Annotated in this window: 7 protein-coding genes; 3 read left to right on the forward strand and 4 right to left on the reverse strand. The window is 60.9% G+C overall.

The genetic code is table 11. From position 1 onward, the window contains the following. The first annotated feature begins 440 nt into the window (after positions 1–440). Complete coding sequence (locus tag CQ009_RS29240; RefSeq protein WP_064388820.1) at positions 441–2,822, forward strand: autotransporter outer membrane beta-barrel domain-containing protein; 2,382 nt, start codon at positions 441–443, stop codon at positions 2,820–2,822. Positions 2,823–2,923: 101 nt separating this feature from the next. Here CQ009_RS29240 and CQ009_RS29245 read toward each other — a convergent pair whose 3' ends face one another. The 4 genes from CQ009_RS29245 to CQ009_RS29260 all read right to left on the reverse strand — a co-directional run bounded on the left by CQ009_RS29245 (position 2,924) and on the right by CQ009_RS29260 (position 8,817). Next, complete coding sequence (locus CQ009_RS29245; protein WP_064388821.1) at positions 2,924–4,594, reverse strand: ShlB/FhaC/HecB family hemolysin secretion/activation protein; 1,671 nt, start codon at positions 4,592–4,594, stop codon at positions 2,924–2,926. A 133-nt stretch (positions 4,595–4,727) separates the two neighbouring features. Further along, positions 4,728–6,299 (reverse strand): collagen-like triple helix repeat-containing protein, encoded by a 1,572-nt coding sequence (locus CQ009_RS29250; protein ID WP_105709441.1) that lies wholly within the window; start codon positions 6,297–6,299, stop codon positions 4,728–4,730. Between the two features lie 307 nt (positions 6,300–6,606). Then, a complete protein-coding gene (locus CQ009_RS29255) occupies positions 6,607–7,461 on the reverse strand; it encodes a MaoC/PaaZ C-terminal domain-containing protein (protein ID WP_105709442.1) in 855 nt (284 codons plus the stop codon). A gap of 3 nt (positions 7,462–7,464) precedes the next feature. Further along, complete coding sequence (locus tag CQ009_RS29260; RefSeq protein WP_064388824.1) at positions 7,465–8,817, reverse strand: 3-oxoacyl-ACP reductase; 1,353 nt, start codon at positions 8,815–8,817, stop codon at positions 7,465–7,467. Positions 8,818–9,100: 283 nt separating this feature from the next. On the opposite strand from CQ009_RS29260, the gene CQ009_RS29265 reads away from it, so the two are divergent. Together CQ009_RS29265 and CQ009_RS29270 are read left to right on the forward strand one after the other, a co-directional pair. Next, positions 9,101–10,378: an acetyl-CoA C-acetyltransferase gene (locus tag CQ009_RS29265; RefSeq protein WP_105709443.1), complete on the forward strand. Its 1,278-nt coding sequence runs from the start codon at positions 9,101–9,103 to the stop codon at positions 10,376–10,378. A 233-nt stretch (positions 10,379–10,611) separates the two neighbouring features. Continuing rightward, positions 10,612–11,508, forward strand: coding sequence for a PA4780 family RIO1-like protein kinase (locus CQ009_RS29270; protein WP_064388826.1), 897 nt, complete (start codon positions 10,612–10,614; stop codon positions 11,506–11,508). Positions 11,509–11,973: the final 465 nt, after the last annotated feature.

The raw sequence follows: 11,973 nt of genomic DNA on the forward strand, positions 1-11,973 counted from the left end.
TGGCCTGCCAGAAATGCCACCCTGACACCCAACCGTTCTCCACTGATGTACACGGCGCTGGCGATTCAGCAAATCGTCATGCTCGCCGAACTGGCAGTGAGCCGCGCACTCGACCGGATTGACCCACAATCCTGAACCACCCCTGTAGGAGCTGCCGCAGGCTGCGATCTTTTGATCTGGCTTTTTAAAAACCAACATCAAAAGATCGCAGCCTGCGGCAGCTCCTACATTGGGTGCGGTCATTGTGGGAGCCGCTCTGAAGGCCCTGGAATGAGGTCGTGAAAATTGACGCCATCATTCTGACATTTTAGTAGTGTCGAAATGATGGCTCGTGTACATTCCCCGCGCCCGAACCAGGCCAACTGGAGGGTCGGTAGGGATGCCAGTTGAATGTGAGCCCTGCTGAAACTGTTTCATAAAGTTTTGGAAGGGAATCTCGCTTGAATACCGCACGCTTGCGCCAATCGCTGCTGGCGCTGTCCATTGCCGCTGCCACGCTGCACGCTTCTACTGCCGTTGCCGCCAACCTGAACCATGACCTCGGCGGTGGGTCGCTGAACAGTAACCTGCAGACTTGGGGGCTGGTCGATTTGAACGGCAACGGGACCATCGCTCCCGGGTCGCCGTCGACGTTTACTTACGCTGCTCAGTTCATGGGACTGACCGCCGACCAATTGCGCAATAACGCTGATATCCGCATTGACGGCGCCAACCATGGCGTAGGTATCCTCTTGGGTTCCTCTGGCGTAGTGCCGAGCAAAATTACCAGCAGCCTGATCAATCAAGGTTCTATTGCTGTTCACGGATTGACCGGTTCGGGCGATTCCACCGGTATTTCCGATACCGGCAGCACCATAGGTGGAAGTCTCTCCAATACCGGCAGCATTGATGTCAGTGGCGAGCGGGCCGGTGGTGTGATGTTTGTACACACTACCTTGGGCGGGATCAGCAACAGCGGCACGATCAACGCCAGTGGTATTGATGCACTCGGCGTGTTTCTCGACGGTGCCACACTCAAAGGCTCAATCAATAACAGCGGGGTCATTCGTGCTCGCGGTACTGATGCCGAGGCGCTGACGCTGGAGGGTGTGAAGTTCACTTCCGGCGCAATGCTGAGCAACAGCGGTACGATTTCCGGTGAGTCGATTGGTGTTCACGTCAGTGACCAGACAGCCGGCAGCGGTCTGTCGAGGATTTATCAACTGACGGGGTTGATCGAGGGCGGTACGGCGGCGATTCAGGTTGATGACGGGCAAACGTATTTCGACTTCTTCGGCGGCACGGTCAAGGGCGATATGCTTGGTTTGGCTGGCGTGCTGGTCGATGGCGATGCAACGTTCGACGGTTCGACCATCAGGTCCGGGTACGTCACCATCGAAGAAGGCACGCTGACGCTGGTGCGCCCGCACACCACGATCATCGGCGACTTCGACATGGAAGAAGCCAATTCGGTACTGGAGTTGTATCTGGGCAATGACACCAACCCGGCGCTGCCGGTGTTGAAAGTCACCGGCACCACCGACATTGCACCCGGCGGGCAATTGCGTTTGCTGGCGCGCTCCAGCGACTTCCGGGTCACACCCGGCGGCACGCGCTACACCTTGATCAGCTCGGGTAATCTGGTCGGCGGTAATAACCTGACCGTGACTTCCAGCTCTGCGCTGCTGGATGTCAAAAGCTTCGGTGTCGAAGGCAATGACATCATCACGGTGGTGGCGACCAAGTCCGCTGAAGAACTGGCAGACAACACGCTGGCCGTCGGCGGCAGTGTCAACGCAGCCAGGGCGATCGGTCGTCTGTCCGGATCGCTGATGAGTCGCCTCGACGAGCAGGATCCGGTGTACCAGGCCTTCGCCAATGCCAGCACCGATGCTGAGTTGGCGCGCTTGTCCGAGACCCTCAGCCCGGATGTCAGCCGTGGCGTTCTGCATGCAGCAACCAACAGTCAGACGCTGGTTTCCGGTGTGATCAACGAGCGCTCGGCGCGCGCTCGGGCACAGTCGGGCTCGAATGAAAAAGGTGTCTGGCTGCAAGCCTTGAGCAGTGATGCCAACCAGGACGAGCGCCGTGGCGTGAGCGGTTATGACGCTGACAGCCACGGGATCGCGGTGGGGGCCGACGGCCAGTTGAACGCCGATACGACCTTGGGCCTGGCCTACAGCTACCTCGACACCGACGTGAAATCCGATCTGGGCAGCAAGACCCAGGTCACCGGACATGCGCTGACCCTGTACAGCAATTGGCTGCACGACAACTGGTTCGTCGATTCTTCGCTGATGTATGGCTGGAACGACAACGAGTCGAAACGCTACATCGCCGGCACGCGCGCCAAGGCCGATTACGACAGTGATGTTTTCGGTGTGAGCGCGCTGGCCGGTTACAGCTGGCACCTGCTGCCTGCTGTGGTACTCGAGCCGCAGGTCGGTACCCGTTATGCCAATGTCGGCATGGATGCGTATCGCGAGAAGGGCAGTTCGGCGTCGTTGAATGTCGGCAGCCAGCGTTACGAAGTCGGTGAAATAGGCGTGGGTGCACGTCTGGCCGCTGCGTTTGCGGTCGGCACCGGCAGTCTTGAGCCGGAAGCGAAAGTCATGGCATGGCACGACTTTATCGGCGACAAGGTCGACACGACGTCATCGTTCGTTCTGGGCGGCGATTCGTTCACCAGCCGTGGCACCACGCCGGTGCGTGACAGCTATGAACTGGGGCTGGGCGCCAACTACCGCATGGGCGCCTGGAGTGTCGGCGGGTCGTACAACTACGTGACGGCCAGCGGCTTTGATTCCGATGGTTTCACGGCAAAAGTGCGTTACGCCTTCTGACCGGTGCAGGAGCTGCCGAAGGCTGCGATCTTTTGATCTGGCTTTTTAAAAAACAACATCAAAAGATCGCAGCCTGCGGCAGCTCCTGCACGTGGAGGGTTTTAGAGTTGGTAGCTGAAACTGATGCTATACCGCGCTCGACGGTTGAACGTGTCGAGCGCTTCATCGGACATCGCCTTCGCCGCCTCCAGCGCAATGTTGTAGTACTTGGCATCGCCGAAACGCAGACCGATCGCCGCTGACGACAGACTGTTGGCCTGTACCGGCAATTCATTGAACCAGCTGCGCGAGCGGTCCAGCACAACATACGGCTGCAGAATCCTCACCCAGTTGCCGTCGCGGTTGAAGCTGTAGTTGACCTCGTATGCCACCCCCCATCCCTTGTCGCCGGATGCCTGATCGTCAGGATAACCACGACCGAAATTCTGCCCGCCGAACACCGCGCGTTCGCTGTCGGGCAAGCTGTCGTCGCTCCAGTACAGCGCAGCCGACAGCACGCCCTGCCAGTTGTCGAGGAATTTGTTGCTCTGCACCCCGGACAGGCGCACGCGGAAGAAGTCGAGATCGATAGCGCTGTTGTTGGTTTTTGCGCCCATGCTGTCGACGCCCTGGTACACACCTCCACTCAAAATCCGCAGTTGTCGGGCATCAGCCTTGCGCCAGTCGCTTTCGAAGGCGAGGGCGCGTATGTCGGTGCGTTCTTCGACGCTCAACGGGTAGCCGATGACCTTGTAGCGGGTTTTGTCGTTGACCGCGTAAAGCCGTGAGCCGGCGGTGAGCAGCTCGTTGGAGGCGGCAATCAGCGGCAGGGTGAAACCGATCGAATAGCGGTCGTTCTCGCGATGGGGTTTGAGCTCCAGGCCGTTGTCGAGCAACAGGCTGGTGCCCGGGTCAGCGCGGTAGCGCGAAGCGGACAGGGCCAGTTGTGCACCTTCGCTGTTGATGAACTGGTTGTAGTCCAGGCGGTAGTAATGCTCGTGATCATCGCCCGGCGGGAACAAGCCGCTGAGGGTCAATTGCTCGCCCATCGAGGTCTGCGAATTGCTGCTGACACCGAGCAAGGCCTGAGTACCGTTGCGGTTGTCTTCGGTGGTGCTCAGGGTGCTGGTGAACGGTTTGCGACTGGCTTCGGCGACCAGCGTGGTCGCGCCGTCGGTGGTGCCCGGCGGCGGCACCTGGGCCTGAATCGTCACGCCGGGGATGCGCGTCATCAGCGTCGTGTAACGCTCGAACGTCTTGCGGGTCAGCGGGCGTTCGGCCTGGATTTTCGCCGCCAGTTCATCGATCAGGCCTTTGACGCGGCCGATGTCGCCCTGCATTTGCACGTCGCGCACGTAGCCTTCCACCAATACCACCCGTGCCACACCGTCCTCGAAATTCTGTTGCGGCAGGAACGCGTACGACAGCAGATAGCCGTCCTGCTGATAGCGCCGGGTGATGTTGCGCGTGGCTTCGATCAGCTCGGCGAGGCTGGTCTCATGGCCGATCAGCGGTTGGTAATTCTGCGCCAGTTCGGTCAGCGGGTAGATCGTGCCGCCTTCGATCTGCACGGTTTTCAGATTGACCTTGGTGCTCATCATCAACGGCTGCGCAGCGGTCGCCCCGGCATCCGGTACTTGCACCGGCGCGGCACTCGGGCGATAGGCATCGGCCGGCAAGTTGGGCACGGGCAGGTTGCGGATGGTTTCGTTGCTGTTGAGGAAGCTGGGCAGAGTGTCGGCGAGAGCAGCAGAACTGAGGCTGAGGCACAGCAGGGACGCCATAACGCGCATAGGACACTCCATGGTCAGGTCACAGCTTGAGGCTGTTTTTTCCTAAGAAAAAAGCGGAAGACTCGTGGGAATCTTCCGCCCTCAACCAAGCGTAGGCGCTGTAGGTAAGGCCGTCGAATCGGCCAGGTGCAATTTAGCGTTTGTTGCCTCCCAGGGCGCCGGTCAGACCGCCGAGCACACCGCCCAGACCGCCACCGGTGGTGCCCCCGCTGGCACCGCCGTTAACCAGCCCGCCGACCGCCGTGACGGTGCTGCCGACGTTGGTTACCAGCCCACCGACGGCGGTAGTGACCGGATTGTTGGTGGCGGCAATCGCGCCACCGAGGTTGCCCACCGCACCGCCAACCTGGCTGGTGAGACCGGCGACTGGCGAACCGAGACCGGTAGCGGCACCCAGTTGTTGAGTCACGTTGGTGACGCCGCTGGTGACCGGATTCAGCGCTGTGCCCATAGTGGCGCCCACGGTGGCCAGTGGTGAGGTAGTGGCCGTGATCGGTGAGCCCGAGCCGCCCAGCACAGTGTTCAGCGAAGCGACGGTATTACCCAGGCCGACAGCGCTGACGCCACCGGCGCTGACCACGCCATTGGTGTTGCCGGCATTCAGACCTGCGCCGACATTGACCACTGCACCGCCCACGGTTTGCAGCAGACCGGTCCCGCCGAGGCCGCCACCGAGGCCGCCGCCAATACCGCCGCCAGTACCTGAACCGGTGCCGTTGGAGACCAGACCGCCGGCCTTGCCGACTGCAGTCCCGGCGTTGCTCAGTGCTCCACCGAGGGTATTGGTCAGCGCATTGCCATTGCCCGCGTCGGTCACTTTGTCACCCACGCCGTTGACGGTATCGCCGACTTTCTGGATCACGCCTTTGAGCGGATCGCCCAGACCTGTCGCGCTGCCGACCTTGTCGGTGGTGCTTTCGACCATCGCAATCACCGGCACCAGATTTTTACCGAGCTGATTGGTCAGTTGACTTGTCGGGCCATTGGTCAGCGTGGTGTCGAGGGTATTGCCGAGCATGGTGACTTTCTCGCCAACGCCGTCGAGCAGTGGCGCCACTCGAGTGACCACACCTCCGACCACTGGCACGCTGCCGGTGGCGGTCGCCAGTTTGCCGCTGAGGTCGGAGACGCCGTTGCCGACATCCGTGACCACGCCGCCGACCGAGGCGACGGTGGTAGTCAGGCCGTTAGGGTCGGTGGCCAGTTTGCCGATGCCGTCGGCCACACCATTACCCAAGGTGCTGACGACGTTGCCGGCAGTGTTGGCCGCGCTTTGCACGACGCCGCCAACCACGGGAACGGTGCTTAAAGAGTCGCCAACCTGACCGACACCATCGCCCACGCCGGCCACGGTAGTACCGACATCCTGCACCAGCGTCGTGGTCACCAGCGGCGTCGGTGTCGGATTGGTCGGGTTGGTTGGATCAGTAGGATCTGTCGGGTTGGTTGGATTGGTTGGATCGGTTGGGTTGGTGCCGCCAGTACCGCCAGTACCACCGGTTCCGCCGGTTCCGCCGGTGCCTGCTGTATCACCCGTGCCGCCAGTACCACCGGTGCCACCTGTTCCAGCGGTGTCGCTGGACGGCGAAGAGCTGCCGGAACTGCTGTGATGGCCGCCACCGCCGCTGCTGCAGCCAGCGAGGCCAAGGGAGAAAATCAATGCCAGAGCGATTGCAGATTTGCACCATACGTCTTGAGTTTTCATGATCGAGATTCCTTGCACCTGTCACAACGTTCGTTGCCTTCGATGGCTCACCGATCTGTCGCCGGTGATGCCTCGTCCGTGGCTGTAATTTCAGTCGGTGCGCGGATTTCAACCATTCTCAAGTTGGTATTAACGCCTTTATATATAAGCGCCAGTGCAGTGCCTAACGACTAATACCCAAGATATACACGGGCAAAAAAAGGCCTTGAAAATCAAGGCCTGGGGTTTTACGGAAAGGGCGAGGAACGCGAGGAAAACTTAAGTGATATATACACAATTTACGGGCTGTTTCTGCTCTGCCAGAGCGTCAGGCAATCGGTTGCCATAGACCGACCATGTGCTCCAGGTCGCCAGCGCCCATCAACTGCAACTCGCCACTGGAGCCTGCGGCGCTGGCCAATAACCTGACCTCGCTGGGCAGGCGCACCGGTTTGCGAAAATGCACAGCGATTTCCAGATTGGCCTTGGGCAACTGATCCGCCAGCGCTGCCAGCGTGCGTGCCTTGTTCCACAAACCATGGGCGATGGCGGTGGGGAAGCCGAACAGTTTTGCGCTCGCCGCGCTCAAGTGAATCGGGTTGTAGTCGCCGGACACCTTGGCGTATTGCCGGCCAATGTCGGCCGGAGCTTGCCAGTGCGCCACTTCCGTCAGCGCCTGGCTCGGCTGCCACTCCTGCTCGAGCGCCTCGCCTTCGAGTTTCACCCCGCGACAGAGCATCTGGCTTTCGGCCTCCCATAACGGCCCGAGTTGATCATCGAGGGTGGTCAGCAGATCAAACGTCGCGCCTTTGGGATGCGGCTGCAGGTTGTGCACCCGCACACTGACGTGCGCGCGGCTGATCCCGCCCATCGGCCGTAACACGCGGATGCGATTGCTCAGGTGAACCAGCCCCAGCAACGGAAACGGGAAGTCCTTGGCCGTGAGCAACTGCATCTGCAAGGCAAAGGCGAGGATGTGTGGATAAGTCGGCGGCAACAGGCCGTCATCGGCGAAACCGCAGACCTTGCGATACGCCGCCAGGCGTTGGCCATCGACATCGATCCAGCAACGCAATCCGCCGTCGGGCAGTTGCGTGCCGGTGATTTTGCGTCGCGTCGCCGCCCGCGCGTAGAGCCCGGGCAAACCCGGTTCGCGATCCAGTGTGTGCCATTCGATGCTCATGCCTTAAGCCCCCAGAACACTTTGTCCACAGACCCGCAGCGCCTGCCCGGTGAAAGCGCCGGTGCCCGGTTGCGCCAGCCATGCGACGGCTTCGGCGACGTCTTGCGGCAGGCCGCCCTGACCCAGCGAACTCATGCGCCGCCCGGCCTCACGCAGGCCAAACGGGATGTGTGCGGTCATCTGCGTTTCGATGAACCCCGGGGCCACGGCGTTGATGCTGATGCCGCGTTCAAGCAGTGTCGGCGCCCACGCTTGCGCCAGACCGATCAATCCGGCCTTGCTCGCCGCGTAGTTGGTCTGCCCACGGTTACCGGCGATGCCGCTGATCGAGGCAAGCAGCACCACTCGTGCGTTATCGTGCAGCGTGCCGTTGTCGAGCAGAGCCTTGGTCAGCACTTGCGGGGCGTTGAGGTTCACTGCCAGCACCGCGTCCCAGAATTCCGGGGTCATGTTGGCCAAGGTCTTGTCGCGGGTGATGCCGGCGTTGTGCACCAGAATGTCGAGGCCATCAGGCAACTGTTCGATCAGTTGACTGGCGGCGTCTTCGGCGCAGATATCGAGGGTGATCGCGCGTCCACCGAGGCGGGCGGCGAGAGCTTCAAGTTCGGTCTTTGCGGGCGGTACGTCGAGCAGGATCACCTCGGCGCCATCACGCGCCAGGGTTTCCGCAATGGAAGCGCCGATGCCGCGCGCTGCGCCCGTGACCAGCGCCTTGCGCCCGGCCAGTGGTCGCGTCCAGTCCGTCACCGGTGTCGCACAAGCCGTCAGGCGAATCACCTGGCCGGAGACGAAGGCACTTTTCGGCGACAGGAAAAACCGCAGTGGTCCTTCGAGTTGATCTTCGGCCCCTTCGCCGACGTAGATCAGTTGCAACGTGCCGCCGCTGCGCAACTCCTTGGCCAGCGACCGGGAAAAGCCTTCGAGCGCCCGTTGCGCACTGGCGGCGAAAGGCTCGCGCAGGGTTTCCGGAGCGCGGCCAAGAATCACCAGATGCGCACTGGATTCGAGGTTTTTCATCAACGGCTGGAAAAATTCACGCAGCTGCTTGAGCTGGTCGGTGTGCTGCAACTCACTGGCGTCGAACACCACGGCTTTGAGTTTCGGACCGTGGCCGGCAATCCACTCGCTGGCGCTCGCAGGCTGTTCGCCGTAGCGATAGATGCCGTCGGTCAAACGGTTGGCGAAGCGGCTGATGCGCTCGGCCAGCGGCCCGCCACCGATCAGCAGCGCGCCCTCCACCGGACGCAGACGTCCGGCCTGCCAGCGTTCCAGCCGCACCGGCGACGGCAGGCCCAGTGCCCCGACCAGACGATGGCCGATGGACGAGTTGGCGAAGTCGATATAGCGGTCAGACATGGAACGCTCTCCAGAAGTTGGGGTTCAAAGTGTGGACTATCGACGGCAATCAATCGTTCGATCCACGCAATACGGCCTACGCTAGAACAGCAGAGTAGTTTGCCCCCGACGGTTTTGTTGCGGAGCACAAATTCAGTAACACAGCAGAACCCTGTAGGAGCGAGCCTGCTCGCGATCGCGGTGTATCAGATGAACATTTGCTGACTGACACACCGCGATCGCGAGCAGGCTCACTCCTACAAGGGGCCAGCGTGAAACCGATCAATCTGAAAAGGAGTTATGCATGAGTCAGCTGCGCCGCGTCGCGATCATTGGCGGTAACCGTATCCCTTTCGCCCGTTCCAACGGGCCGTACGCCACGGCCAGCAATCAGGCGATGCTCACCGCCGCCCTCGAAGGTTTGATCGAACGCTACAACCTGCACGGGCAGCGCATCGGTGAAGTGGTGGCCGGTGCAGTGCTTAAATTGTCACGGGATATGAACCTGACCCGCGAATGCGTACTCGGCTCGCGTCTGTCGCCATCGACGCCTGCGTACGATATCCAGCAAGCCTGCGGCACCGGCCTTGAAGCGGTGATCCTGGTGGCGAACAAAATCGCCCTCGGCCAGATCGACAGCGGTATTGCCGGCGGCGTCGACACCACCTCCGACGCGCCGATCAGCGTCAGCGAAGGCCTGCGCCGAATCCTCCTGCAAGCCAACCGTGGTAAAACCACCGCTGACAAGCTGAAAGCTTTTCTGCAACTGCGCCCAAAACACTTGATCCCCGAATTCCCGCGCAACGGCGAGTCGCGCACCGGCCTGTCGATGGGGCAGCATTGTGAGTTGATGGCGCAGACGTGGAACATTTCCCGCGAAGATCAGGATCGGCTCGCACTCGAGAGTCATCACAAACTGGCAGCGTCCTATGCCGAGGGCTGGCACAACGATCTGATGACGCCGTTTCTCGGCCTGACCCGCGACAATAATCTGCGCCCGGACCTGACCCTGGAAAAACTCGCCTCGTTGAAACCGGCCTTCGAGAAAAGCGCCAAAGGCACGCTGACGGCGGGTAACTCCACGCCACTGACCGATGGCGCCTCGGTGGTGCTGCTGGGCAGTGAAGCGTGGGCGAAGGAACGTGGCCTGCCGATTCTCGCTTATCTGCGCGATGGCGAAGCGGCGGCGGTGGACTTCGTCAACGGTGCCGAGGGCCTGTTGATGGCGCCGGTATACGCCGTACCACGCTTGCTGGCGCGCAATGGGCTGACCTTGCAGGATTTCGATTACTACGAAATTCACGAAGCGTTCGCCGCGCAAGTGCTGTGCACGTTGAAGGCTTGGGAAGATCCGGAATATTGCAGAACCCGCTTGGGCCTCGACGCGCCGCTGGGCTCGATCGACCGCAGCCGGCTCAATGTGAAGGGCAGTTCGCTGGCAGCGGGGCATCCTTTTGCCGCCACTGGCGGGCGTCTCGTGGCGAACATGGCCAAGCTTCTCGATGCCGCAGGCAAAGGGCGAGGCCTGATCTCGATCTGCGCCGCCGGCGGTCAAGGCGTCACCGCCATCATCGAACGCTGACCCCACAGGATCTTCAGTGCATCGGCATGTCAGATTCTGTCGCAAATGCCCTCGACGGCCGATAACGCCAAGTGACCCCGGCTCGGCTATGATTCGCAACGGTCGATTTTTTTCGGCACAGTGTATGCATTCATAGGGTTCACAGGTCGGCAACCCCTCCCCGTGGTGCGAGGATTGCCGTATAACGAGTGACATTCGCGTGTTTGGTAATAAAGGACCCACAATAAAAGCTGATGAAGACTCCAAAACGCATTGAACCCCTGATCGAGGACGGTCTGGTCGACGAAGTGCTGCGCCCACTGATGAGTGGCAAAGAAGCAGCTGTTTATGTAGTGCGCTGCGGTAATCAGTTACGTTGCGCGAAGGTCTACAAGGAGGCGAACAAACGCAGTTTCCGCCAGGCGGCCGAGTATCAGGAAGGTCGTAAGGTTCGTAACAGCCGACAGGCGCGGGCGATGGCCAAAGGCTCCAAGTTCGGTCGCAAAGAGACCGAAGACGCCTGGCAGAACGCCGAAGTGGCGGCGCTGTTTCGGTTGGCCGGTGCCGGTGTCCGCGTGCCCAAGCCGTACGACTTCCTCGACGGCGTACTGTTGATGGAACTGGTCGCCGACGAGTATGGCGACGCCGCGCCGCGTCTGAACGACGTGGTGCTGGAGCCGGATCAGGCGCGCGAATATCACGCGTTCCTGATTTCGCAGATCGTGCTGATGTTGTGTACCGGTCTGGTGCACGGTGACCTCTCGGAGTTCAACGTGCTGCTGACGCCGACCGGCCCGGTCATCATCGACCTGCCGCAAGCGGTCGACGCTGCCGGCAACAACCACGCGTTCAGCATGCTGGAGCGCGACGTTGGCAACATGGCTTCGTATTTCGGCCGCTTCGCGCCGGAGTTGAAGAACACCAAGTACGCGAAAGAAATGTGGGCGCTGTACGAAGCCGGCACCTTGCACCCGGCCAGCGTGCTGACCGGCGAGTTCGATGATCCGGAAGACCTCGCCGATGTCGGCGGGGTATTGCGCGAGATCGAAGCGGCGCGCCTCGACGAAGAGCGCAAGCAGGCTATCCGTGCGGCAGACGACGAGCCCAAAGGCAAGTCCGACGAACCACCGCCACCGCCGTGGATGCAGTGATCACTTGAACAGAAACCCGGCTTCGGCCGGGTTTTTTGTGTCACAGGCACCCTCACCCCAACCCTCTCCCAGAGGGAGAGGGGGCCGACCGCGCTGTCTGTCGATTTACATCGACCTGAAATACCGAGTTGATTATGGAATGGGCTACCGGGTTGATTGTGGATTCGGTAAGGCACTTTCACGTCGGCGCATCTTTGAAGCATCCCCCAATCAGTTCCCTCTCCCAGAGGGAGAGGGGCCGACCGCGCTGTCTGTCGATTTACATCGACCTGAAATACCGAGTTGATTATGGAATGGGCTACCGGGTTGATTGTGGATTCGGTAAGGCACTTTCACGTCGGCGCATCTTTGAAGCATCCCCCAATCAGTTCCCTCTCCCAGAGGGAGAGGGGCCGACCGCGCTGTCTGTCGATTTACATCGACCTGAAATACCGAGTTGATTATGGAATGGGCTACCGGGTTGAT

It is taken from the genome of Pseudomonas sp. MYb2, assembly GCF_002979955.1.
Classification (GTDB): domain Bacteria; phylum Pseudomonadota; class Gammaproteobacteria; order Pseudomonadales; family Pseudomonadaceae; genus Aquipseudomonas.

Coding starts and splice junctions, on each gene's coding strand:
- CQ009_RS29270 (WP_064388826.1), top strand. CDS start 10,612: ATGAAGACTCCAAAACGCATTGAACCCCTGATCGAGGACGGTCTGGTC.
- CQ009_RS29250 (WP_105709441.1), bottom strand. CDS start 6,299: ATGAAAACTCAAGACGTATGGTGCAAATCTGCAATCGCTCTGGCATTG.
- CQ009_RS29245 (WP_064388821.1), bottom strand. CDS start 4,594: ATGCGCGTTATGGCGTCCCTGCTGTGCCTCAGCCTCAGTTCTGCTGCT.
- CQ009_RS29260 (WP_064388824.1), bottom strand. CDS start 8,817: ATGTCTGACCGCTATATCGACTTCGCCAACTCGTCCATCGGCCATCGT.
- CQ009_RS29255 (WP_105709442.1), bottom strand. CDS start 7,461: ATGAGCATCGAATGGCACACACTGGATCGCGAACCGGGTTTGCCCGGG.
- CQ009_RS29265 (WP_105709443.1), top strand. CDS start 9,101: ATGAGTCAGCTGCGCCGCGTCGCGATCATTGGCGGTAACCGTATCCCT.